This is a genomic window from Sphingobacterium chungjuense (assembly GCF_011316935.1).
GTDB classification, from domain to species: Bacteria; Bacteroidota; Bacteroidia; order Sphingobacteriales; family Sphingobacteriaceae; genus Sphingobacterium; species Sphingobacterium chungjuense.
This window is the reverse complement of record NZ_WLYS01000003.1, coordinates 613,708-637,562: the sequence shown is the minus strand read 5'-3', so window position 1 is coordinate 637,562 and position 23,855 is coordinate 613,708. Positions and strand designations below refer to the sequence as shown.

At 41.3% G+C, this 23,855-nt stretch carries 21 protein-coding genes and 1 tRNA gene; 10 read left to right on the top strand and 12 right to left on the bottom strand.

The window, feature by feature from the left end; all coding sequences use genetic code 11:
* Window positions 1–25: 25 nt before the first annotated feature.
* The 3 genes from GKO22_RS10435 to murB form a co-directional block, all read right to left on the bottom strand.
* Complete coding sequence (locus tag GKO22_RS10435; protein WP_166334771.1) at window positions 26–268, bottom strand: cytochrome b5 domain-containing protein; 243 nt, start codon at window positions 266–268, stop codon at window positions 26–28.
* A gap of 3 nt (window positions 269–271) precedes the next feature.
* Window positions 272–775: an RNA polymerase sigma factor gene (locus GKO22_RS10430; RefSeq protein WP_116777136.1), complete on the bottom strand. Its 504-nt coding sequence runs from the start codon at window positions 773–775 to the stop codon at window positions 272–274.
* A 285-nt stretch (window positions 776–1,060) separates the two neighbouring features.
* Entirely contained in the window at window positions 1,061–2,077 is a 1,017-nt protein-coding gene (gene murB / locus GKO22_RS10425; RefSeq protein ID WP_166334769.1) for a UDP-N-acetylmuramate dehydrogenase, read from the bottom strand.
* 106 nt (window positions 2,078–2,183) lie between these two features.
* On the opposite strand from murB, the gene GKO22_RS10420 reads away from it, so the two are divergent.
* Entirely contained in the window at window positions 2,184–2,795 is a 612-nt protein-coding gene (locus GKO22_RS10420) for a TetR/AcrR family transcriptional regulator (protein ID WP_166334767.1), read from the top strand.
* On the opposite strand, the gene GKO22_RS10415 is transcribed toward GKO22_RS10420, so the two are convergent.
* Window positions 2,781–3,767 (bottom strand): YpdA family putative bacillithiol disulfide reductase, encoded by a 987-nt coding sequence (locus GKO22_RS10415; RefSeq protein ID WP_166334765.1) that lies wholly within the window; start codon window positions 3,765–3,767, stop codon window positions 2,781–2,783. The two genes, GKO22_RS10420 and GKO22_RS10415, sit on opposite strands and share 15 nt — an antisense overlap.
* On the bottom strand, window positions 3,760–5,940 hold the full coding sequence (locus tag GKO22_RS10410; RefSeq protein ID WP_166334763.1) for an FUSC family protein: 2,181 nt from the start codon (window positions 5,938–5,940) through the stop codon (window positions 3,760–3,762). The genes GKO22_RS10415 and GKO22_RS10410 overlap by 8 nt, the downstream gene beginning before the upstream one ends.
* 302 nt (window positions 5,941–6,242) lie before the next feature.
* On the opposite strand from GKO22_RS10410, the gene GKO22_RS10405 reads away from it, so the two are divergent.
* The 6 genes from GKO22_RS10405 (at window position 6,243) to GKO22_RS10380 (ending at window position 12,313) form a co-directional block, all read left to right on the top strand.
* Window positions 6,243–8,819: a phosphoenolpyruvate carboxylase gene (locus GKO22_RS10405; RefSeq protein ID WP_166334761.1), complete on the top strand. Its 2,577-nt coding sequence runs from the start codon at window positions 6,243–6,245 to the stop codon at window positions 8,817–8,819.
* A 74-nt stretch (window positions 8,820–8,893) separates the two neighbouring features.
* Window positions 8,894–9,478 (top strand): hypothetical protein, encoded by a 585-nt coding sequence (locus GKO22_RS10400; RefSeq protein WP_166334759.1) that lies wholly within the window; start codon window positions 8,894–8,896, stop codon window positions 9,476–9,478.
* A 12-nt stretch (window positions 9,479–9,490) separates the two neighbouring features.
* Window positions 9,491–10,522 (top strand): Gfo/Idh/MocA family oxidoreductase, encoded by a 1,032-nt coding sequence (locus GKO22_RS10395; protein ID WP_240920249.1) that lies wholly within the window; start codon window positions 9,491–9,493, stop codon window positions 10,520–10,522.
* A 108-nt stretch (window positions 10,523–10,630) separates the two neighbouring features.
* Window positions 10,631–11,512, top strand: a complete 882-nt coding sequence (locus GKO22_RS10390; RefSeq protein WP_166334757.1) for a Ppx/GppA phosphatase family protein — start codon at window positions 10,631–10,633, stop codon at window positions 11,510–11,512.
* A gap of 51 nt (window positions 11,513–11,563) precedes the next feature.
* A tRNA-Leu gene (locus GKO22_RS10385) sits at window positions 11,564–11,647 on the top strand.
* A gap of 192 nt (window positions 11,648–11,839) precedes the next feature.
* Entirely contained in the window at window positions 11,840–12,313 is a 474-nt protein-coding gene (locus GKO22_RS10380; protein WP_166334756.1) for a GNAT family N-acetyltransferase, read from the top strand.
* A 92-nt stretch (window positions 12,314–12,405) separates the two neighbouring features.
* Here the strand turns inward: GKO22_RS10380 and GKO22_RS10375 are convergent, their stop codons facing one another.
* Window positions 12,406–13,470, bottom strand: a complete 1,065-nt coding sequence (locus GKO22_RS10375; protein WP_166334922.1) for an agmatine deiminase family protein — start codon at window positions 13,468–13,470, stop codon at window positions 12,406–12,408.
* Window positions 13,471–13,551: 81 nt separating this feature from the next.
* Window positions 13,552–14,427 (bottom strand): carbon-nitrogen hydrolase, encoded by an 876-nt coding sequence (locus GKO22_RS10370; protein ID WP_166334754.1) that lies wholly within the window; start codon window positions 14,425–14,427, stop codon window positions 13,552–13,554.
* A 206-nt stretch (window positions 14,428–14,633) separates the two neighbouring features.
* On the opposite strand from GKO22_RS10370, the gene GKO22_RS10365 reads away from it, so the two are divergent.
* Complete coding sequence (locus GKO22_RS10365; protein ID WP_166334752.1) at window positions 14,634–15,206, top strand: DUF3267 domain-containing protein; 573 nt, start codon at window positions 14,634–14,636, stop codon at window positions 15,204–15,206.
* Window positions 15,207–15,357: 151 nt separating this feature from the next.
* On the top strand, window positions 15,358–16,023 hold the full coding sequence (locus GKO22_RS10360; protein ID WP_240920246.1) for a sterol desaturase family protein: 666 nt from the start codon (window positions 15,358–15,360) through the stop codon (window positions 16,021–16,023).
* Between the two features lie 155 nt (window positions 16,024–16,178).
* Here GKO22_RS10360 and aceA read toward each other — a convergent pair whose 3' ends face one another.
* A complete protein-coding gene (gene aceA / locus GKO22_RS10355; protein WP_166334750.1) occupies window positions 16,179–17,459 on the bottom strand; it encodes an isocitrate lyase in 1,281 nt (426 codons plus the stop codon).
* Between the two features lie 70 nt (window positions 17,460–17,529).
* Complete coding sequence (gene aceB, locus GKO22_RS10350) at window positions 17,530–19,113, bottom strand: malate synthase A (protein WP_166334748.1); 1,584 nt, start codon at window positions 19,111–19,113, stop codon at window positions 17,530–17,532.
* 127 nt (window positions 19,114–19,240) lie between these two features.
* Between aceB and GKO22_RS10345 the strand changes: the two genes are divergently transcribed.
* Window positions 19,241–20,716, top strand: coding sequence for a helix-turn-helix domain-containing protein (locus GKO22_RS10345; protein ID WP_166334746.1), 1,476 nt, complete (start codon window positions 19,241–19,243; stop codon window positions 20,714–20,716).
* Between the two features lie 54 nt (window positions 20,717–20,770).
* On the opposite strand, the gene GKO22_RS10340 is transcribed toward GKO22_RS10345, so the two are convergent.
* From GKO22_RS10340 to GKO22_RS10330, 3 genes are all read right to left on the bottom strand, one after another.
* A complete protein-coding gene (locus tag GKO22_RS10340) occupies window positions 20,771–21,892 on the bottom strand; it encodes a metallophosphoesterase (RefSeq protein WP_166334744.1) in 1,122 nt (373 codons plus the stop codon).
* Window positions 21,893–21,961: 69 nt separating this feature from the next.
* Window positions 21,962–22,414 carry a DUF4843 domain-containing protein gene (locus GKO22_RS10335; RefSeq protein WP_166334743.1) on the bottom strand — a complete coding sequence of 151 codons (453 nt, stop codon included), beginning with the start codon at window positions 22,412–22,414 and terminating at the stop codon, window positions 21,962–21,964.
* A gap of 12 nt (window positions 22,415–22,426) precedes the next feature.
* Window positions 22,427–23,839 (bottom strand): RagB/SusD family nutrient uptake outer membrane protein, encoded by a 1,413-nt coding sequence (locus GKO22_RS10330; protein ID WP_166334742.1) that lies wholly within the window; start codon window positions 23,837–23,839, stop codon window positions 22,427–22,429.
* Window positions 23,840–23,855 lie beyond the last annotated feature (16 nt).

Sequence of the window (23,855 nt, the reverse complement as noted above, 5' to 3'; positions counted from 1 at the left end):
GGAGTATATCATTTACTCCCTATTTCTATATAGCTAGAATCCCGACGGCGGGGAATCTTTCGAATACTTTACTGGAATGCGGCGCATCTTTGAGTTCATCGGTCAGGTCTTGACCAGCCCAATGTTCGTAATGTTTGCCGTTTTTCCAAAGCCTACTTACACTGACATCATAAATAACTCCTTGATAGGCTACCCATATCTCCGGCCTGTCTTGGCCATTGCGGCGAGCCAGCATGCTTTTACTGAATGAGGGTAGGCTGTCTGTCATTTATTAGCTGTAGGCGTTTAAGCTCTTCTTCATGGTTTTACGTGCTACGTGGATACGAGTCTTTACAGTACCAATCGGAATCGCCAAATGTACGGCAATTTCATGATATTTATACCCTTCGTAGTACATGGTGAACGGGATATAATACTCTTCACTCAGCTTTCCTAAGGCACTATTGATGTCTTCCATCATGAATTTATTTTCGCCTTTATTGTGCGTAGCAGACACCACTAGATTGGCATTGCTGATTTCTTCTTCTTTGGTGATGAAAGAGTTTGTTTTGACAACCCGTCTATAATTATTAATAAACGTATTTTTCATGATAGTATACAACCAGCCTTTTAGGTTGGTACCTTCACGGAAGTTTTTGAAATAAGTAACGGCTTTCAATAACGTATCCTGAACTAAATCGTTAGCATCGTCACCGTCTTTCGTGAAGTTTCTCGCGTAAGATTTCAGCGAATCCGAATGTTGTATTACGAGTGTATTAAATTCTAACTTGTTCATACTACTGGTTATTTATGTGTTTATTAAATGTGTGATTTTAAACGACTAACCTCAGCGATACACGAATGGCATAGCATTCTAAATATATCGCTAGCGCAATGAAGCACACGGTTGCTAGGGTAAAAACAAATACCGTGCAAAAATGAATAGTTACCGGTTTTATAAGTAGAAATTGGGGGCGATCAGGTGTTAATATCCGGTCAAAAAGTATTTATTTTCGGGCTTAGCAGATGATTTAGGAGCAATTAAGCCCTTTAACATTTTTTTATCAAAAAAAATAATTAATTATAGAATATTGACTTCGCGTTCAAGAGAAATATCAAATTTGGAGTCAACATCTTGTATAATGTCTTCGGATACTGCATAAATTTCAGATCCGGAGGCCTTTCCAGCATTTGTCATTACGAGTGCCTGTTTTGGCCATATCAGCACTTGACCGATTTGCTTGCCTTTCCATCCACATTGTTCGATAAGCCAGCCTGCTGCAATCTTGTATTCCTGATTTGGCAAACTATAGTAAACAGCATTGGGAAATTTTTTCATCAGCATGTCAAAAGCGGATGCTGAAATAATGGGGTTTTTGAAAAAACTGCCGGCGTTACCAATCATACTTGGATCTGGAAGTTTCTCTACGCGAATGTGTGATACCACCTCCGCAATATCGCGAATCGTCGGGTTGCTAATAGCGCGTAGTTCTAATTCGCTTTGTATCGCGCCGTAAGATGTATTTTTTGCGGCGTTGAGGTGCAACTTGTAAGTTACTGAGGTGATGATGTACCTGCCCTTATATTCTGTCTTGAAGATGCTGTCGCGATAAGAGAAGCCACAAGCTTCTTTGTCGAATGTGACATATTCGCCCGTCATTGTATCAAACGCTCTACAAGAATAGAATACATCCATTAACTCTACACCATAAGCACCAATATTCTGAACGGGTGAAGCGCCAACGGATCCAGGGATCAATGCCATGTTTTCCAAACCTGGGAATTGATGTGTTATACAATACCAAACCAAGTCGTTCCACACTTCTCCGCCGGCAGCAGTGACGTACACATAATTGCCTTCGATGAAATGCTGTTTGCCTGTTATGACCATGTGTACAATCAATCCCTCATAATTTTGGGTGAATAAGACATTGCTACCACCGCCCAACACAAAAAAAGGTGCTGCAAATAAGCCTTGGTTGTATAATGCTATAAGCTCTGTCTCTTTGGTGATCTTTGCGTAACGATCAGCGGATGCCGAAATTCGAAAGGTGTTGATATGATCCAGCGCCGCGTTTTCCAAAATCTGTATACCCATATTTGACTAATTGTACGGAAAAATCAAAGAAAAGATTTACCTTTAATATTCCAAAGGTAAATATACCCATTGTGATACTTATAAGCTAAAAAAACTAAGAAAGACTATGAAGAGTGCTGATGCAAAACGCGTTAAAATTATTGAATCCGCTTTGCGCAGATTTTCCCATTTTGGCATGGCAAAAACTACGATGGCAGAGATTGCCAAAGACTTGGCATTTTCTAAAGCACTACTCTATTACTATTTTCCGGATAAGAATAATCTGTATGCTGCCGTGTGGAATCACTTGCTCGACGAATTGTTGGATCGAGGAGATGCTATTATTGCGCGCGGAGGAAAGGTGGCTGCAGTGACCAATGCGTTGTTGGAAGAACGTATGCATTTTTTAAATGATTATTATAATGTATTTGCTGATGCGTATTCTTTTCGATTTGATATTCCTTCCGATCTACAAGATCTCATTCCAAAAATATTTGAGAAAGAACTGCAACAATTTGTGCGCTTGCTACAGATTGGTGTCGCCAATGGCGAAATTGAAATGGACGATGAGGAGGAGACAGCGCGTATATTCTTGGTATCTATCTTAGGGATGCGATTAGGATTGCTGAAGGACTTCAAAGCGATTTTCACGCCGCCTACAAAAGAGGAAGTATTGCAAATGTTGACTATGCAGAAGAGATTAGCTGCTATCTTTCTTAACGGACTAAAGAAGTGCTAATTTATTGGCGATATCTTTTATAATTAGGTCAGCATGCACGCGTGAGTTTTCAATAAACCATAGATGTGTATTAAGTCCGCCGCAAACCACGCCAGCTAGATACAATCCATCGATATTCGTCTCCATGGTCGCATCATTATGCTGCGGTATACGCGCACCATCTTCGGGAACTTCAACCCCAATATGTTCTAAGAATGCGAAATTTGGCCGATAACCTGTTAGAGCCAACACAAAATCATTTTCTATTTCGATTTCCTCTTGTGGTGTTCTGATTTTTACGGCATGCTCCGAAATTTCTGACAAACAGCTTTCAAAATACACTTGAATTTCGCCGGCAGCCAATCGATTGTCGATATCCGGTCGTACCCAATATTTGACCCGCGGGCTAATCTCGCTACGCCGAATCACCAACGTGACATTTGCGCCTTTGCGATAGGTTTCTAAAGCAGCATCGATAGAGGAATTGCTCGCGCCAATAACTACCACATTTTGTTTGGCGTAGTAATGTGGATCATCATAATAATGCCGAACCTTGGGAAGATCTTCACCTGGAATGTTCATCTGCATCGGGATATCATAGAATCCAGTCGCTACGATGACATGTTTAGCCAGATAGGCAGATCGAGAACTGCTTACGGTAAACAGGCCAGTATCTTGATCTTTGATCACATCGCGCACTTCTTCGAACAAGTGCGTATTAAGATCGAAATTACTGTCGATCCGGCGGTAATATTCTAATGCTTCTGCTCGTTTTGGTTTCGGATTCGTCGTGACGAAGGGTATTCTCCCTACTTCTAGCTTTTCGGCAGAAGAGAAGAAAGTCATATTCACCGGGTAATTGTATAAGGAATTGACCAAACAACCCTTTTCCAAGATGATGTGCGAAAAATTATTCTCTTTCGCAGCGATGCCACAAGCCAAGCCAATTGGCCCTCCGCCGATAATCAGTACATCATAAATCTTCTTATGCATGTGTTACCTCCATTTCCTTGTCGTACTTCATAGCATCTCTCTTGATCGCGTCATCCGTTGCTACAGGTAAATCGTTTGATATCTTCAATAAGAACTGCAATTGTTCTGTGATGAGTTTGGAATCTTCATGATTCTCATCTTCATCCAATGATCCCTGGAAATTTGTTGTCCAATCTACGGGTGCTTCATATTCCTCAAATCGCTGAATAAGACGATACAGATTGAAAGCCGTCCGCTTCAACAGGTCATATTGGTTATTAGAAATGTGCAGATTGCTCGATTTATCTATTTCTGTAAACAGCGAAGCAGAATAGGAGAAAAAGATGTGATTCAGAATCACGAACCGATTGACATCTTTGGTATTCTTTTGTCGCCATTTGGGTTCTGTCAACATTCGCTGAAAGGTAGATCCCATATTTGCTGACGCAATGTACAGTTCCTTGCGTGCCAATTTGTATTCTGTGATATTGATTGGCTCATCAGTAAACATCTTAGCTACCTGCTCTAAGTAAACGAAATTGGCTACGAGCAATTTGTATATCGTTTCTTTGATTTTTGTACTTTCCCAGTTGGGGAATATAATATAGCTCGATAAGAAAGCTACCATTCCGCCAATAAATGTGTCGAATATGCGCTCTTTGGCCATTTCAAAGGTATTTACGCCCGTGAAGCTGATCATAATGAGTACATATGGCGTTAGGAAGACCACAAATAAAATATAGTTAATCCTGAAGATGCTATACGCAATAAGAAAGAATAGGACCAATAATACAAAAAGTACAGCTTGATTGTGAATGGTAATTAAAATGAGCGCACCGACAATTCCGCCGATTACGGTGCCCATCAATCGTTGCACATTGCGTTCCTTAGTAAGTCCAAATCCCGGTTTTAGGATGACCAAAATCGTCAATAGTACCCAAAAACTGCCCTTATCATTAAAATTGAGAAAATGCATGCCAAAATAGCTCACCGTCATGACGATAGCCATGCGCACCGCATGCCTAAAAATCGAAGAATCTTTCGATAAATTGCTTTTAAAGCTTTTCCAGTCTATGTGCGAAGTTTGGATAAACTTGCTTGCATCATCTATTTCCTCTTTTATGATGGATGAGGCATTGACCTGACTGTAATTATACATATTGTTGATCAGCGCAACCATTTTTCGAATGTTCACGATTACCTTCTTTAGCGGTATGGTATTCCGATCATAGTTCTTGTCAATCTGCTCGACTTTGAAGCGTAAGTGCTCGATATCCTTTGTAAAATCGTGCATAGGGCGCGGCATCTGATTAGCATTGATCTGATACGCAAAATGATCTAGCTCATGTGTAAGTTTGACAACGACATAGCGAAAATGATGCAGCACTCCAGTATCATTAAACATTTTGCGAATGGCATCGTAATCATAATAAGTCGTCATGCTCTGCTCATACAGATCAACGATATCGTTAAAAACCAAGATCAGCAAGCGGCCTAATTTTGTAGTATCCTTTACAGATCTTTTGCTGCGAAAAAGCAGTTCACGCACATTTTCTTGGTGCTGATGTACCTCGATCTGTTTCTCGATAATTTTTAAATAATTCTGATTGTGATCTGTTTTTACGTTGTAAAAATTAGCACGCAAACGCAGAAATTCGGCAACATGGCGGATGGATTCTGCCAATTCTTGTTGTGCCAGCCGATAAGGTTGGATCTTGTTGAAAGAAAAACTCACTATCATGTACCAAACGGCGCCGATGATAAAAAAGAGAATAAATTGCATTTCTTCTTTCAGCGTATATTCACCTTCGATGTGAATAAGCATCATCAAAATACCCATCGCACCAACCGTCGCAGCCCGAGCATTGAATACGCCAAACATGGAATACGAAAAGGAAATAATGGCGAGCACAACGCCCATCAAAATAAAAGAGTTATTGACCGAGATGGTTACTAAAAATGTAAACAAGCAAACACCAAGACAGGCCAGCATACCGGTGCGACGATGATGAGGTGGTCCCGGCGTGTCGGATAAACCTACAAGTAATGCGCCCAAAGAAATTAGCGTGCCAACAAAAAGCTGATCCAGCAGCGCGCACACGACAACAGGAATAATGCTTCCTATGGTGATACGCAGCCCTTCAGCGAAATATTGTCCGTAAAAAAAACTTTTTATTTCTTTGGATTGTTTCATTTCTGTATTCGGTTACAAAGATAACCATAATGAGTTGTACAAAACATCTTTATGAGCAATAAAATGCTATTCGTCGGCAGACGATTTGGCAAGGGGAGACGCCCCTTTTTTTATTGTTTTTTATTTATCAACCTACTTATCTCTTGTAGAAAAACTGATAAGATTAAGCATTGTTTTTTGTTTTAATCGTAAAAAAAATATTTATAAAATATGTTATTAGCAATTAAACTTGGTTGATGGTAACAAAATGTTATATTTGAAGATAGTGTAAATAGGACAATTAGTAATAACAGTATACATACATGAAATCATTACAGAAACAAGCTATATTCGAAAATGAAGTGCTTGTACGCTTCGATTTGTTCAAAAGTCTCTTTTTGACATTGCCATTTCAGCGTGTAAAGCATACCGGTACGATTCTGCCGTTTTTCGCCACGCATTGTCAGAAAGGGGTAGCAGACAAATTACCGCCGGAAGAAATTATTGATAGCTTTTTTGGACAGTACGAACAATATGTGCAGGAAGATGATCGCATTGATTTTCTGTTCCGAATTGTACAGTATATCGAGCGTCAAGTCGTGCTTTTTGATGCGGTAGAAGATTCTTCTTTCAAAGCGCTTGGCAAGACCGATGATACGGAAGGTTTGGATGCGCTATTCAAATCCGTGCAGAATAACCCTGAACTGAAAAAACAAATCGCCAAAAAGCTCAAAGATTTTTCCGTTCGATTGGTTTTGACAGCGCATCCCACCCAGTTCTATCCGGGGCCGGTTTTAGGTATTATAAACGACTTGATTGAATCGTTAAAGGCAGATGATATTCAAAATATACATTTGCTATTGCAACAATTAGGCAAGACACCATTTTTGAATAAGGAAAAACCAACTCCAGTAGACGAAGCTGCTAGTTTAGCTTGGTATCTGGAAAACGTATTTTATAAAGTCGCCTCAGAAATTCATCTTCGCGTAGATGCAGAATTAGAAGATACTGATTCAAGTGGCAAGCAGTTGGTAGAACTGGGTTTCTGGCCAGGTGGCGACCGTGATGGTAACCCTAACGTAACGTGGGAAAGCACGCGTAAGGTTGCTTCTCTTTTACGCACGATCTTGTTCCGTTGCTATTACCGTGATTTTCGTGTGGTAAGACGCCGGATTACTTTCCAAGGTGTACAAGAACCATTACAAAAACTACAGGATATCTTCTACGAAAATAGTTTTAATCCTAAAGAGGATGCCGTAGATCTTACGGATGAAATCTTGGCTAATTTGCATGCGGCTCGTAAGGTAATCGTAGAGCAGCACGGTAGCTTGTTCGTCGAACTGGTCGATGATTTGATTCATAAAGTCAATACGTTCGGTTGTTACTTCACGACCTTAGATATGCGTCAAGACAGCTCCATTTTGCGGGAAACTTTTAATCACTTGAGCGCCAAATATCCGAAAGAAACAGGTATTTCTGGAACTGAGCACCAAGAATCGGCAGAGGCGAAACAAGCAGCCATTACATTCACCGAAGCCAAACTAGATCTAGAAGAGTCTCCAGACTCTTTAATCGAGGATACCGTCAACGTGATCCGTTTGGTGAAAGATATTCAGCGTTCAGGAAGTGAGCGCGCAGCACAACGATTTATCATTAGTAACTGCCAAAAAGCAGCTGATATATTAGGATTAGTACAACTATTCTTGTGGCAAGGCTGGACGAAAGAAGAGTTGCATATGGATTTTGTGCCGCTTTTTGAGACAGTCGATGATCTAAAGCATGCTGCTGAAGTGATGCAAACCTTATATACACATCCTTGGTATGCCGAACATTTGCGCTCGCGCGGAAACAAACAAACCATCATGCTGGGATTCTCCGATAGTACCAAAGACGGCGGATATCTCATGGCCAACTGGTCGATTTATAAAGCGAAAATCGAACTAACAGCCATGGCCAGAGAGCATGAGGTTGATTTGGTATTCTTTGATGGACGCGGTGGGCCGCCAGCACGTGGTGGTGGTAAAACACAACGATTCTACGCGAGCATGGGGCGTGAGATTGAGAACAAGCACATTCAGCTAACGATTCAAGGGCAAACAATCAGTAGTCAATACGGCTCACTAGATACAGCGCGCTATAATATCGAACAATTGATGCACGCCGGAATTATTTCTGAGTTGAAACAACGGGAAGGCGATACCCTGACTGATCAACAAAAACGCGTGATCGATCAGTTGGCGCACGAGAGTCATCAAAAGTTCTTAAACCTTCGCCATGATCCTTTGTTCCTGAAATATTTGGAAGTACTTAGTCCGTTGAAGATGCTATCTTCGATCAACATCAGTAGTCGCCCAGTGAAACGTAACTCGGATCGCGAACTACGATTAGAAGATTTGCGTGCGATTAGTTTTGTGACTTCCTGGAGTCAGTTGAAACAAAATATTCCAGGTTTCTACGGTGTAGGTACGGCTTTGCAATGGGCAGAGGACAATAATCTCTGGTCCGTCGTTCAAAACTTGTATGCTACCTCAGGCATGTTCAGCACGATCATCGACAACTGTATGATGTCTATGACCAAATCCAATTTCGATATCACGTCGTACGTACAGGACGATAAGACTTTCGGCGAGTTCTGGAAAGGTTTGTACGAAGAATATTGTCGGACCAAAGAGTATGTGTTGAAGCTGACAGGGGCTAAGCATCTGATGGAAAACTATCCGGTAGAACGTTTGTCTATTTTGGAGCGTGAGAAAATCATTTTGCCATTGCTAACGATTCAGCACTATGCAATACGGGTGCTCAATGAAGGAAATATCAGCGAAGAAAAGAAAGCTGTTTACGAAAAATTGATTGCACGGACGGTGTATGGTGTGGTAAATGCAGGACGAAATTTAGCTTAGAACGAATTTCAATTACTCGCTTTGTGAAGTTATAAGGGATATTTTATTATTTTTGTTATCAAAATCGAATCATAATGAAGATAAATACAATTTTAGCTGTTGGGGCATGTGCAGGCATCTTATTCACGACGTCTTGCCAACCTTCTATGAAAGAACGGCAATTGAAGTATACCCACACGACGCAGGTTGATGGTGATGCTTATTTGGCACTTCAAACCATTGGAGCGAAAGTGCCTTACGAAACAGATTACGCCACTTACGTAGAAAACAACAGTTCTGTCGGTGAAAATCGTGCATTGGCTGCAAAGGTAAGAGCAACCTTGGGTGAGATGATTGTAGATTTAGACACATTGGCTACACGCTATAATGTAGATTTCCCGATACGTGGTGCAAAACAGTTTGAAGCTGGAAATCAAAATCATTCGGTTGCCGTAGCTGATTCGACTGTAGCACATCCTGTAATGACAAACAGCGATGTATCTGATGAGCATTACGCACACCATGTACAGCATGAAGTGGCTGTGATCAAAGATCACTTCACGCGTTTGAGTAGAAATACGAATAAAGATTTGAGAGACTACGCTGCTTCAAAATTGGAAGCGCTGAGCACTTTGTATAAGGATGCCGGTGGAAAAGAAGAAGCTGGTGGTCACCACTAATTGATAGTTTATTTGAATAAGCAAGGCAAAATAACAACAGGTCTTTTGGCGTATGGAATGTCCGGTAAGGTGTTCCATGCGCCTTTTTTATGTGATAATGATTTGTTTGATCTCCATGCGGTGGTCGAGCGAACGCACAAAAATGCGCATAAGGATTATCCAGATATCACTAGCTATGATTCTGTCGACGAGCTACTGCTCGATCCGCTGATCGAGCTCGTGATCGTCAATACACCGAATGATACGCATTTCGAATTCGCGAAGCGCGCCATCGAATATGGTAAACATGTATTGATAGAAAAGCCATTTGCACCCACTTTAGAAGAAGCCAATGAGCTATTCGCTTTGGGCGAGAAATACAGAAAGCATGTGTTCGCTTACCACAATAGGCGGTTTGACTCTGACTTTCTATCGCTACAGTATGTGCTGGATAAGAATTTTGTGGGACAACCTATAGAATTACATCTCCGTTTTGATCGTTATAAAACAGCTATTGGTCCCAAAGTTTTCAAAGAAACCAAACGACCAGCAGCAGGTGTACTTTATGATTTGGGTTCGCACTTATTAGATCAAGCCATTTCGCTCTTTGGCAAGCCTAAATCTATGACTAAGATTGCGGGTGCTTATCGCGCCGGTTCAGAAGTCGATGATTATGGTACGATTATCCTTAGCTACGTCGATGGGTTAAATGTGTTTATCACCACTAGTTTATTGGTGGCCGATCCGCAAGCAGCATTTGTGTTACATGGCACGCAGGGCTCTTTTGTAAAGCAACGAACCGATGTGCAGGAAGCGCAGCTACTAGCTGGCATTAAGCCACAAGATGCCATTTATGGGTTGGAAGAAGCGAATGTAGACGGATTACTGACAATTAATAAAGGTGATGGCGAATTGGAAAAGTTGATCGTGCCATCTGAAAAAGGACGTTATGAGCAAGTGTTTCAACACGTGTATGATAGTATTCGCCATGACGCTCCGTATTATGTAACTGCGGATCAAATTCGTTGGCAATTAGAAATTCTAGCACCTGCAAAAAGAAAATAAGGTTAATTAATGATTTGTTAACATTTAAATAACCTTGATTCTGTAACATTGCGTCAAGCAAATTGCAGACTTCTGCCAGAGGTTGTATACTATTATTCTATTCATTTTATGAGATACGCTGCTATCGATATTGGATCTAACGCCGTAAGGCTTTTAATTGCCGATATCATTGTCAAAGATCAGGAGATCTCCTTCAATAAAAACACGTTGTTGCGTGTGCCACTGCGACTTGGAGATGATGCATTTATTCAGCACTATATTTCCGAACCCAAGTTTGAGAGCATGGTGAAGACAATGCGTTCTTTCAGAGATTTGATGGATGTATACAAAGTGACGGATTATATGGCTTGTGCTACGTCGGCCATGCGCGATGCCGCGAATGGTGCCGATGTTGTCAAAGCGTGTAAAGAAGTCGGGGTAGATATCGATATTATCGATGGAAAAGTGGAAGCACTGATCATCTATAACAGTTATCTAGGAGCGAAGCTGGATAAAAATAGAGTATACCTATTCGTCGACGTTGGTGGTGGTAGTACAGAGATTTCTTTGTTTGCCAACGGGCGTTTGATCGATTCTAAATCGTTTAATTTGGGCACGATCCGTATCCTCGATAATCAAGATAGATCAGAGACTTGGGAAGAGATGAAGCTGTGGTTACGCGAATTGACTAAATCACATAAAGTGATCTATGGCATCGGTACTGGTGGTAATATCAATAAATTGGCGCGGCTTTCTAGTGATAAGCCAGATCAGCCAATTTCTTATGCGAAATTGAAGGCGATGTACTTGTATTTAAGCTCTTATTCGCTAAAAGATCGTATCAATGTATTGGGTTTGAAAAACGACCGTGCAGATGTGATTATTCCGGCAGCAGAAATCTTCTTGACGGTGATGAAGTTTGGCCGTTTGAAAAATATTGTCGCTCCACGCGTCGGCCTTGCAGATGGAATTATCCAGACGTTAATCGATCGAAATAAGGAGAAATTGTAAGTTATTCCTGTTGCAAGTATCGGAAAAACCGCTATTTTTGTAACACTTCAAACCCGGGTGGCGAAATTGGTAGACGCGCCAGCTTGAGGGGCTGGTGCTGGCAACGGCGTGGCAGTTCGAATCTGCTCTCGGGTACTTCAATACGAAAATATAAACAACAGACTTTGAGCAATCAGAGTCTGTTGTTTTTTAGGGGCAATTCCGTCTATGAAGAGACATTGTTTAAATCCATTGAATGTCTTCCAGTCAATATGTTTAGAAGTAGTGATTTAGCTTTTTTTATTAGTGAAATGAATTTTTGTTGTACAGTTACCATGTCAAAATCAAATGAATAAGCATCAGCATAACATAGAGATAATCGATTTTTCGGATGAATATAAAGATGCTATTAAGGTCTTGAACTTCGAATGGCTAGAAAAGTTTTTTAAAGTAGAAGCGGGGGATGTACTTTCCCTTTCTAATCCGAAAGAAGAAATCATTGATAAAGGTGGGTATATCTTTTATGCAAAAATGGGAGCGGATATTGTTGGGACAGCGGCACTATTAAAGAAAGATAAAGGTTTGTATGAGTTGGCCAAAATGGCGGTAAGCAACAAAGCCCAAGGATACGGAATTGGTACTTTACTATTGGAACATGCTTTGAAGTTCGCGCAAGCCCAAGGCGCCCAAAAATTGATTCTTTACTCTAATACAATGTTAGAAACAGCAATTAGGATGTACCGAAGATATGGATTTGAGGAAGTTGAAATGGAGCAAGGATTGTACGAGCGAGCGAATATAAAGATGGAAAAAAGATTGTGATCCCTTTACGTGAGATCTGCTGCCAACAGATTCTCAATCTACCATATAAAGGCTCACAAACTACAGTTTGTGAGCCTTTAACTTTATACGTATTAGCCCCAAATACTGGGTTCTTGCTGGCTCAAGCAATGAAAACTGCCCAATCCCCAGATCAAATCCACCGAATCAATGCCGATCACTTCCCGATCTGGGAAATAACGGCTGATAATTTCTAACGCCTTAGCATCATTCTCATCTTGGAAAGTAGGCACTACCACAACCTTATTGCCGATATAGAAGTTAGCATATGATGCAGGAAGTCGTTGATCATCGTAAATAACTGGCTTTGGCATCGGCAACTCTACAATATTTAGCGGTCTGCCATCGGGCAAATGCATTTCTTTTAGCGTTTGTAGATTTTCTTGCAAAATAGCGTAGTTTTCATCGCTTGGATTTTGCTCGACTACCGTAAGTACCGTATCCTCATTTACAAAACGCGTGATATCGTCAATATGTCCGTCGGTATCATCTCCCACAATCCCATCGCCCAGCCACAACACTTGCTTTTGGCCATAAAATTCCAGCAAATAACGTTCAATTTGCTCTTTAGTCAGGTGCGGATTACGGTTTTCATTCAACAAACAAGCGGTCGTTGTCAACACCGTGCCGGCGCCATTAAATTCTACAGAACCGCCTTCCATCACGATGGACGGTGTGAATAAGCGATGACCAAAGCGATTAGCAATCCGTGTCGGGATCACATCGTCTAAATCGTAAGGCGGATATTTGCCACCCCAAGCATTATATCCCCAATCGACAACGGCTTTCTCACCCGTTTCGCGATTGATGACAAATGCTGGGCCGTGATCGCGACACCAAGCATCGTTGGTGGCATGGTAAAAGAACTCAATTTCTTCGGTAGCAACGCCAGCAGCTTCTAAATGTTGCAAGGCGAATTCATGCATAGCTTCGTTCTCTACGTTGATACGCACTTTTTGATGCGCAGATACCGCTTTTATAAACGCACAATAAGGTGCATAAATCAAATCGATCTTGCCAGGCCAAGATGCTTCTTTGTGCGGCCAACTTAGCCAAAGTGCATCTTGTGCTTCCCACTCTGCCGGGAAAGTAAATCCTAAATCTTTTGGTGTTGTTAAAAAATCCTGTTGCCAGTTCATGTCAGCACCTTGCTCTACCATGTTGATATCTATTGCTGGGAAGCACATTGTGCTATCCGGTAAAAAAACGTATTAAAAATCTTAGTCCTCGTCGATAAATCGCTTAGTGATTTGGCTATACGAATCAATACGTCGATCACGTAAAAATGGCCAGTGCTTGCGGAAATAATCCGTTTCCTGAAGATTTACTTCTACCACTTCTACTTCTTCCTGATCGTGAGATGCAAGGTATAGTAAGCGACCTTGTGCATTGGTTACAAAGCTACCGCCCCAAAACTTCATCGCGCCATCCTGCTCATAACCCACACGATTCACAGAGATCACTGGTACGCCATTCGCCACGGCGTGCGAACGTTGAATCGTTTGCCAAGCGTTATACTGGTCTTTGTTGGTTTCTTCATCTTGATCCGTTGCCCAGCCAATTGCCGTTGGGTAGAATAGCATTTCTGCTCCCATCAATGCTGTTATGCGTGATGCTTCTGGATACCACTGATCCCAACAAATCAGAATTCCGATCTTGCCAAATTTGGTTGGAAAGATTTTATACCCAAGATCGCCCGGTGTGAAATAGAATTTTTCGTAAAATGCCGGATCGTCAGGAATATGCATTTTGCGATATTTGCCCAAATAAGATCCGTCTGCATCTAGTACCGCGGTGGTATTGTGATACAATCCTTGTGCACGCTTCTCAAAAAGCGAAGCAATAATTACAACGCCCAATTCGGCCGCTACGACAGATAGTGCGTCGGTGGATGGCCCAGGAATAGCTTCTGCCAAGTCGAAATTATCGTAATCTTCGACGTCACAGAAATACAAGGACGTAAATAGTTCCTGAAGACATACGATTTGCGCGCCTTTGGCTGCTGCTTCGCGTACTTTAGTAATTGCTTTATCTAAGTTCTCTTGCTTGTCGCGTACGCACGACATCTGGACGACGCCAACTTTTACTTTATTCATAGTTTCTTCTCTGCTTTTCCAGATGCAAAGATATCTATTTTATATGCGGTGTACGTGGGAAGTTGGTAAAATTATCGACAGAATCAATGACAATTCATTGGCCGGAGGCTACTGATCTATTACTCGGTATAGCATAATTATGTATCTTGGTGCAAAATTTTTGCTGCGATCTTCACGATCCGGCTCTATATCAAAAAAGATTCAGCGTGTTACCACATCACAAAGAAGAACACATAATTGATGTACAAGCAGCCAGTCGGCTGGGTTGCTCTTTGATGATTCCTGTACTATTAGGTTTTTTTTTACCATACTTTTTACTTTGGAAAGAATCGCTCTCCGTAGCTTTTTTTATTGATGGTTATTTGGATGTGATGGCTTTCTGGCTTTATCCTATTGTTACCCTATTGGTGGTAGTGCTAGGCATTGTGCTACATGAACTATTGCATGGTTTACCATGGTCATTTTTTGCAAAGAAGGGTTGGTCGTCTATTCGCTTTGGTGTTCTTCGTCCACATTTTGTGCCGTATTGCCATTGTCAGGAACCATTGCGGCTTCGCCAATATATCATTGGCGCACTTACTCCCTTGGTTGTTTTAGGATTCGCGCCGGTGATCTATGCTTGGTTTAGTGGTAATTGGTTTTTTCTCTTATTTGGCACTTTTTTTACCGTATCGGCCATCGGAGATGTGATGGTGGTGCATACAATGCGTAAATTGAAAGCAGATACCTTGATTTTAGATCATCCCTCTGAAGCAGGATATTATATCTACATGCCGTAGTTACCTATTACCTGTTGTAACATTTACTTTTTTTTCTGACCATTGTAACTTTTTGGTCAAAAGTAGAGTGTTTTGTCATGATTATTGTGGTAAGGTATGTATTTTTGCTCCACACGGTATATTTTCAAGGTAGTTACTTTTCATCTTTCGTATGGCCAAAAAACATTATATTTCGAACTCGGGTGAGTCAGTTCGCATGTTTGAAAACAATTTTCTGAACTCACTTACCAAGGTGCATTATGCGGTGCCTTTAATATTTTGGATACCAGTCATTATTTTCTTCTTGTGGCGAGCATATGCTCAGGGAGAAATAGGAGGTGCAGCTACGGCGCTGTATTTTGGATATGGTTTAGCATTTTGGACCTTAGCGGAATACGTGTTGCATCGTTGGGTATTTCACTACGAACCTCCAGGCAAATTAGGTAAGCGGATTCACTTTATATTTCATGGTGTACATCACGATTATCCGCGAGATCGCATGCGATTGGTCATGCCATTATCGGCAAGTATCCCGATGGCAGCCATTATTTATTTACTATTTAGTTTCTTCTTTTCTACGTTTTATCTAGCGGGATTTTTTGCTGGATTTCTTTTTGGCTATTTGATATACGACGAATGCCATTATGCGATCCATCACGCGAACTTTAAATCCGGTTTTCTGAAGAAAATCAAAGATCATCACATGCTACATCACTATTCAGATCCTGATAAGGGTTTTGGGGTGAGTTCGTATTTCTGGGATCGCATATTTGGAACGATGATTCCTAAGAAGGGAAAGGCGAATAATTCTACGACAAGAGAGCATCACGAAGCATAAATAATTTACGTTCGGTAATGCGAAATGCATCAAGGCCCGGTCAACGCTAAAAGTTGATCGGGCCTTGATGCTATTATGGTGTACACGGTGTATCTGCTATATCTGATGTCTTAATTTTTAAGAAGTGCACGAACCATTAAACTTGAAATAGTGGTTTAGTGAAATTGCGCTGTCTCGGTCGAATCTTTCATCGCTACGGTAGTCGCTGCGCCATTGGTCACTACATTTTGTATCTCGTCGAAATAGCCTGTTCCTACAAAAGATTGGTGTTTTACGGCTCTGAAACCTTTTTTCTGCAGCGCAAACTCACGTTCTTGCAGTTCGGAATAGCCTGCCATGCCTCTTTCTTTGTAGGCAGATGCCAACTCAAACATGGCGGTGTTCAAAGCATGGAAGCCCGCTAATGTAATAAATTGGAACTTATAGCCTAGTTTCGCTAATTCTTGTCTGAAATTTTTCATTTCATCAACAGAAAGCCTTGCTGCCCAATTGAAAGAAGGAGAACAGTTGTAGGCTAACATTTTACCCGGAAACTTGGCGTGAATGCCTTCCGCAAATTGTCTAGCTTGCTCTAAATCGGGATTAGAAGTTTCCATCCAGATGAGGTCGGCATACGGAGCGTAAGACAGTCCTCTATCAATGCCTTGCGCTACGCCGTTGTTTACATAATAAAATCCTTCGGAGGTACGCTCACCCGTAACGAATTTTTTGTCTCGATCGTCTACGTCCGAAGTCAGCAAATCAGCTGCGTCAGCATCCGTTCTGGCGATGATCAACGTTGGTACGCCCAATACATCAGATGCCAAGCGAGCGGCGATCAATTTGTTGATGGCTTCTTGTGTAGGAACGAGTACCTTGCCTCCTAAATGACCACATTTTTTGGCAGAAGATAATTGATCTTCAAAATGTACCGCTGCAGCGCCCGCCTCAATCATTTGCTTCATCAGTTCGTAAGCGTTTAAGTTGCCTCCAAATCCAGCCTCTGCATCTGCGATGATCGGTACCAGATATTCTTTGTCTCCGCCACCATTCACCGACTGAATTTGATCTGCTCTTAATAGTGCATTGTTGATTTTTTTGACAACCGATGGTACAGAATTGGCTGGATAAAGGGATTGATCGGGGTACATTTCACCAGATAGATTGGCATCTGCGGCTACTTGCCAGCCTGATAAATAGATCGCTTCCAATCCTGCATCTACTTCTTGTACCGCTTGATTTCCGGTTAGTGCGCCCAATCCGGCTACGAAATCTTGATTGTTCAATTTGGTCCAAAAAGTTTTCGCCATTTCAGATGCAATGGTAAACTGCTGCGTATAAGATCCTCTCAGTCTTAATACATCTTCTGGGGTATAGGTTCTTGTAATGCCGTTCCAGCGCGGATTGTTGTTCCAGTCGTTTTCGATTGCCTGAAGTTGCTCTTGTTTAGTTTTCATGATGCTATTTTTTTACGTTTTATTATTTGTTAGTGATTTTTTCTCTTTAAAACCATGGTGCGGTGCGTTGTTAATTGCTAGTAATGAATGGGTAAGCTTTTAGCGTGAGAAATTCTTCAAAGTTTTCGTCAAAGATGAGTTCGTTGAGTAGTTCTGTTGCACGTGCGAATTGTCCATTTTTGAATCGGTCTGCACCGACGTATTGCTCGATCTTAGTTAATTCTTCAGCTTCCCATGCTAAGACGAGTTCTTGAGTTAGCGTACGATTATCCTGAAGCTTCGCTTTGTTTTTGAGCCACTGCCAGATCTGTGTTCTGGAGATTTCCGCGGTAGCTGCATCTTCCATGAGGTGGTAGATGGCAGCAGCGCCTACACCCATGAGCCAGCTTTCGATATACAGGATGCCGACATTGATGTTTTTGCGCACACCTTGTTCTGTGATTTCGCCTTGTGGGATCTCTAGCAGATCGACTTCTTTGATTTGATAATCAAATTTCTTATCGATCTGATTGGCCGAAGGCATGTGTTCATCAAATATGTCTTTAGCGACCGCGACCAACGCTGGATGCGCTACCCAAGTACCGTCATGTCCATTTTGCGCTTCGCGCTTCTTGTCATTGCTTACTTTTTCATACGCTTGCTTATTAGCTTCTTCATCACCTTTGATCGGGATCTGGGCTGCCATTCCGCCAATGGCGTGTACGTTTCTTTTATGGCATATTTCAATCACGCGTTTAGAGTATGCGCTCATGAAGGGAGAGGTCATCGTAACTTGGTCACGATCAGGAACGATAAATTGTGGTAAGTTTCTAAATTTTTTGATATACGAGAATATGTAGTCCCAACGGCCACAATTCAATCCTGCGCTATGCTCTCTTAATTCGTACAGGATTTCGTCGATTTGGAACGAAGCGGTAATCGTTTCGATGAGTACGGTCGCTTTGATTGTGCCTTGCGGAATATTTAGATAATTTTGGGCGAAAACGAAAACTTCATTCCACCAGCGGGCTTCCTTATAATGTTCTAGTTTTGGGAGGTAAAAGTATGTAGCACTACCATTATTTATCAACTGTTTGATGTTTCGGAAAAAGTAGATACCAAAATCAATTAAAGATGCAGATGCCTCTTCGCCATCTATTTCGATGTGTTTTTCGTTCAGATGTAAACCGCGTGGGCGAACGATCAAGACGGCTGTTTTCTCATTGAGTTGATACGATTTGCCTTGTTCGTTTGTGAAATCGATTTTTCCGTTAATGGCGTCCGAAAGATTAATCTGTCCTTGAGTGCAATTTTGCCATGTTGGCGAGTTGCTGTCTTCAAAATCGGCCATGAAAGTTGCCGCACCAGAGTTTAAAGCATTGATGATCATTTTTCTATCAACAGGGCCAGTAATTTCAACCCTACGATCTAGCAAATCGGCAGGAAGTGCTGAGCAAACCCAATTATCTTGGCGTATTTTTTCTGTTTCTTCCAGAAACTTTGGTAGATGGCCAGCATCAAAATCTTGCTGTTTTAATTTGCGGGCTTCTAGTAACTGCAAACGCTGCAAATTGAAAAGTTGATGTAATTCAGTAAGAAATTTTATTAATTCTGAATTGAAGATATCTGTAGCTTCATTCTCTGATTTTATTACGAATTTATTTTTAGCATGCATAACTCATTGATTTTATGGTTTAACAATACAAACATAAACAAATATTTAAAAAATTTAGCGAACGTTCGCTGTTTTTGTTAAAAAAATTTCTTTATGAATAAACGATTGTAATTATTTACATTTGATAATGACATCAGAAAGTGAGTATATCAAGACAATTTTCGGACTTAAATTGAAGCAACAGCGCCAGAAAAAAAACTGGTCTCTGCAAGATCTTGCGGTCAAAACGGGGCTGTCTAAATCGTACTTAAATGAGATTGAAAATGGTAAGAAGTATCCAAAGCATGAAAAGATAATCTTGCTTTCTGAATCGTTAAATTGTACGTTTGATGAATTGGTATCCACGAAATTGGACAAAAGCCTCGCGCCGTTTAATGAGATTTTGCAGTCTGATTTTTTTAAAGAAATTCCACTCGATCTTTTTGGAATTAATAAAAATGATCTCATTAGTATCATCAGTGATGCGCCTAAGAAAGTGACCGCATTCATCAATGCATTGATAGAGATAGCGCAGAATTATAATCTGGGAAAAGAGCGATTTTATTTTGCAGTACTGCGATCATTTCAAGAGTTGTACGATAATAATTTTCCTGAGATTGAAGAAGAAGTGTTGCGCTTTGCGGAGGAGAATCAACTCGTAATTGGCAAGAATATACAGATTGAAATTTTAGAGAAGGTTCTAGTTGAGAAGTTTGATTACGCGATTGAATCGAGCGATTTCGAATCCTATGGCGTTTTGGATAATCTAAGATCGATGTTTTTGCCTGAAAAAAAATTATTATTGCTCAATAATAAATTAGATACCGATAAGAAGACTTTTATTCTAGCAAAAGAGATTGGGTTTAATGTGCTGGAATTAAAGCATCGTCCTACAACCTATTCATGGTTACATTTTGGAAATTTTGAAGAGATTTTAAATAATTTTTATGCATCCTATTTTGCAGGAGCATTGCTTATTTCAAAGAGTGCTATACGCGACAGCATCGCTAATTTCTTTTCTCATAACAGCTGGCGCCCGAAAAGCTTTGAAGGCCTTATTGATAGTTTCACACACTCTCCAGAGACTTTTTATTATCGATCGACCAATGTATTGTCTTCGGAATTGGGTATCAAAGATCTGTTTTATCTGTGTTTGGTGAAGAAGAAGAATTCAGACAAAATTCAGATATTAAAGGAACTACATCTCAATCATCAGCAAGCGCCACATGCCAACGCCACCAACGAGCATTATTGTGGACGTTGGATTGCCGTGAAGAATCTAGCGCATCTCAAAGAAAATGAAACCTTGACGGATGCCCAGATATCTCATTATAAAGATTTGGGTATAAGTTATTTGGTGATTTCTACTTCTCAAAAAAACCCGTTCTCAGACGGTAGTAATAGGAGTTACTGTCTGGGTATTTTGCTTAATTCTCAGACGATCAAAAAGATTCGATTTGTCAAATCTCCAAGTTTGAAAACAATCAATGTGGGTGTTACTTGCGAATCGTGTAGTATTGCAGATTGTGAGGTAAGGCAGGCGCCACCTATTCGCCTAGATAAAGAGCATTTTAATTCCAATATGAAAACGGCGATTGAAAAAATTCGAAAGGATCTTTTGTAATGCACGCTTACAATAGTCCTCTCGACTCTTCCATTTAGTTCTAATAGACTGCATTTACAATGCAAGCCGACTTCCGTTGAGCAAACCTCGAAATAGCTGACCTTCGTTATATATTAACACTTCACCAGTCTTGCCGTTTTTAATACTGGAGTCGATCACTATTACTTTATTTTCAAATAATGGTGTGATCTGTTTTTGTGACGTGTGGCCAATGACCATGCGATCGGCATTCCAGAATTGAAGTATTCGCTTTATATTGCCTTGGTTTATTGTTTCATCTTTAAAGTAGCCTCTATACCAGACAGGTCCATTGGACGTGGCCAATAAGTTCAATGTTGGGTTCGCGCGGTAATCTGCCCGTAGCTGCGTAAAGATGCTATCTCGGAATAAGCTGTTGATTTTTTTAGGAGTCAGGTTTTCCTGAACGATTTCTGGAGAAATACCCGCATGTACAAACCAGGTATCGTTGATTTTTATCGTAATGGGCTGCTGTCTGATCCATTGTCCGAAAAACGATTGTCTTCCAAATTGTTTTTCGTAAGGTTTGTCGAGAATTTCCGCAATCAGTTTGTATTGATCATGCACATAGCGCAAATCATTATCCAATACCATCAATTCATGATTACCGATTAAGTAATGCACTTTGCCCCCAGCAGATAGCGCTTGCTGCTGCAATTTGTAGGTGTGCCAAAGGGCTTCGGTTACGCCAGTGCCTCGATCGAAGATGTCGCCATTGATCACCAAATGTCCCTCTCCAAAGATCCAATTCCCTTTGGAATCAATTACCTGATGTTGCTGTAATAATGCAACAAATAGCGGATATTGACCATGAATATCGCTAATGGCCAACCAATTTGGCACGTCCGAATATTCGTATGAACGATCGGATAAGTTGCTGTAAGCCTCATTTTCTTTTAAAGCTGCTAACAAGGGCAAATCGAATGTGGCCGCGAGTTGTGCGACATCTTTTCTAAAGTCAGGCGTTTCTGTGCTGGATATCTGTTGTAAAGCGCCGTCTTTTACCCAACGAATGAGGGTGTCATCGGCGTTAAAGAAGAGATGTGGTAGCTCCTGGATGCTGTCTTGTGCTAGCGTCGAACTCACTGCTAATGATGAAGTCTGTGCATAGCTTAGGGAGCTGGCTAAGGCCATTATTAAAAATAAATATTGTATCATGTCTTTATCAAGCAAAAAAAGGTTTGATGAAGTTAAGAGACTTCATCAAACCTTTGATTAAGGAGTTATTTAATTCTGAATCCGAATACCTACGGTCTTGTAGTTTCCACTTGTTTTTACCTGATCGTTTGCCTGAAGCTCTATGACCAAAACAACATCCGTTTGTGGAGCTAGCGAAGGTATCGCATAATTCAATGAACTAATTGCCGTATTGGCTGGAAATTGAATTTGTCCATCTTGGCTCAGTTCATAATGCTGACCTTGTACTGCCGTCGTTTCGCTCGCTACCACGGTAGCACGAATCGTTTGCGCGCTTTCGGACAAGCCGCCCAACAGATTCACCTGTAGCTTGTGCTCGCCTGGGCGAGCGGTAATGATCGGGTAGGTCTTGCCGACGGCGTTACTTACGACTACGGCATCTTGAAATTCGACCATAAAGTCCTTAAAGATGAGCTTATCTTCATAGTCTTTGAAGCAAGATGTCAAAAGAAGACATAGCGCTATGATTATACTATTTTTCATTTTTTTGCTAGTTTAATATCCGAAATTCTGTTCGAGACTACTGTTGATTTCTACCTCGCGAACTGGAATTCTGCTCAGTATGCGTAGGTCTTCGAAGGCAATCGTTTCCGATTCCTTGACGATCGGTAATCCCAATCTTTTTAGATCGAAAAAGCGATGACCTTCAAAGGCAAACTCCAAACGGCGTTGCTGCAGGATTTCTGCTTTCAGCGCATCGCCCTGCAAGTTTACCGAAGTCAGGTTGGCACGAGTCCGTATTTTATTTAATTCTGTATTGGCCAAGGCAGTTTGGTTAAGCGCTGCTAACGCTTCTGCACGATTCAGTACTACTTCTGCGTAACGAATCACAGGAACATTGTCTAAGTTTGGTACGCCATTCTTACTTGCAAATTTGTTAATTTCAAAATAAGCACGGTTGGCACCTAATCCGCTTTGTATAAAGGCGCGACGTGCATCAGCTGCGCTATATTGCGCCAGCAATTCTTCGCTCATCACGACATTGCCATGTGATGCCGTCGCGGTAGAACCTACCGTCGTTCTGGTCATGTAGGTAGCACGTAATGATTCATTGCTCCCAATGTTATCTGGCGTGGCGAATGGAATTTCGAAGAATGATTCTGGATGACGTTCACTGCGCCAAGAAGCTTCGAGTTGTGCCGCATTTGGAAAGGTAGCCACGCCACTATTCATCGCTTTTTCTGATTCCGCTAGCACACGTGCATAATCTCCGTTGTACAATGCAACACGGGAAAATAATGCTGCTACCGCACCTTTGGTCGCGAAGAATGGGCCTCTACTGTTGTTAGATGCTGGAATCAGTTCATAAGCTTCTTGAAGATCGCGATAGATGTAGGCGTAAGTTTCTTCAATGCTAGCGCGAGAGCTAAATTCGATCTCTTCGACGGCGATAGCACCACGTTGCATAATCGGAACACCACCACGATTTTGTGCAGCAACTATGGCTGTAGGATCATAGGCATACGCACGCATGAGATTGTGGTAATACAAAGCGCGGAGAAACAAATTCTGTCCGCGAATACCGTCTTTGTAAGCCTGATCGGTATCGAATTCGTCTAGTGCGGCTAAAATCAAGTTGATTTGGTTGATGCCGTAGTACGATTGTTGCCAATTGCTCAGGTGCGATCCAATTTGATTGTTCCACTCCCGCACCAAGCGATTTCCTGCTAAGGTGTTTATGGTATTATCTGCCAATACATCGGGTATGGCAATCAGGTCGCGGCCATATAAACTTACTTCTCGCAATCGAGCATACACGGCGTTGGTAGCTGCCGTAATGGATTCTTTGCTGGTTAGCGCATCTGCGGCATCAATAGATTGCCGAGGATTCACTTCCAACATTTTTTCACATCCGCTAAATAGTAGGGTAGACCAAGCTATGGCGGTGATATATACTATTCTTTTCATTGTCGTTTCCTGTATT

Coding starts and splice junctions, on each gene's coding strand:
- murB (WP_166334769.1), bottom strand. CDS start 2,077: ATGGGTATACAGATTTTGGAAAACGCGGCGCTGGATCATATCAACACC.
- GKO22_RS10330 (WP_166334742.1), bottom strand. CDS start 23,839: ATGAAAAGAATAGTATATATCACCGCCATAGCTTGGTCTACCCTACTA.
- GKO22_RS10430 (WP_116777136.1), bottom strand. CDS start 775: ATGAACAAGTTAGAATTTAATACACTCGTAATACAACATTCGGATTCG.
- aceA (WP_166334750.1), bottom strand. CDS start 17,459: ATGAAAACTAAACAAGAGCAACTTCAGGCAATCGAAAACGACTGGAAC.
- GKO22_RS10415 (WP_166334765.1), bottom strand. CDS start 3,767: ATGCATAAGAAGATTTATGATGTACTGATTATCGGCGGAGGGCCAATT.
- GKO22_RS10435 (WP_166334771.1), bottom strand. CDS start 268: ATGACAGACAGCCTACCCTCATTCAGTAAAAGCATGCTGGCTCGCCGC.
- GKO22_RS10360 (WP_240920246.1), top strand. CDS start 15,358: ATGGCCAAAAAACATTATATTTCGAACTCGGGTGAGTCAGTTCGCATG.
- GKO22_RS10410 (WP_166334763.1), bottom strand. CDS start 5,940: ATGAAACAATCCAAAGAAATAAAAAGTTTTTTTTACGGACAATATTTC.
- GKO22_RS10375 (WP_166334922.1), bottom strand. CDS start 13,470: ATGAACTGGCAACAGGATTTTTTAACAACACCAAAAGATTTAGGATTT.
- GKO22_RS10380 (WP_166334756.1), top strand. CDS start 11,840: ATGAATAAGCATCAGCATAACATAGAGATAATCGATTTTTCGGATGAA.
- GKO22_RS10370 (WP_166334754.1), bottom strand. CDS start 14,427: ATGAATAAAGTAAAAGTTGGCGTCGTCCAGATGTCGTGCGTACGCGAC.
- GKO22_RS10340 (WP_166334744.1), bottom strand. CDS start 21,892: ATGATACAATATTTATTTTTAATAATGGCCTTAGCCAGCTCCCTAAGC.
- GKO22_RS10390 (WP_166334757.1), top strand. CDS start 10,631: ATGAGATACGCTGCTATCGATATTGGATCTAACGCCGTAAGGCTTTTA.
- GKO22_RS10345 (WP_166334746.1), top strand. CDS start 19,241: ATGACATCAGAAAGTGAGTATATCAAGACAATTTTCGGACTTAAATTG.
- GKO22_RS10420 (WP_166334767.1), top strand. CDS start 2,184: ATGAAGAGTGCTGATGCAAAACGCGTTAAAATTATTGAATCCGCTTTG.
- GKO22_RS10335 (WP_166334743.1), bottom strand. CDS start 22,414: ATGAAAAATAGTATAATCATAGCGCTATGTCTTCTTTTGACATCTTGC.
- aceB (WP_166334748.1), bottom strand. CDS start 19,113: ATGCATGCTAAAAATAAATTCGTAATAAAATCAGAGAATGAAGCTACA.
- GKO22_RS10400 (WP_166334759.1), top strand. CDS start 8,894: ATGAAGATAAATACAATTTTAGCTGTTGGGGCATGTGCAGGCATCTTA.
- GKO22_RS10405 (WP_166334761.1), top strand. CDS start 6,243: ATGAAATCATTACAGAAACAAGCTATATTCGAAAATGAAGTGCTTGTA.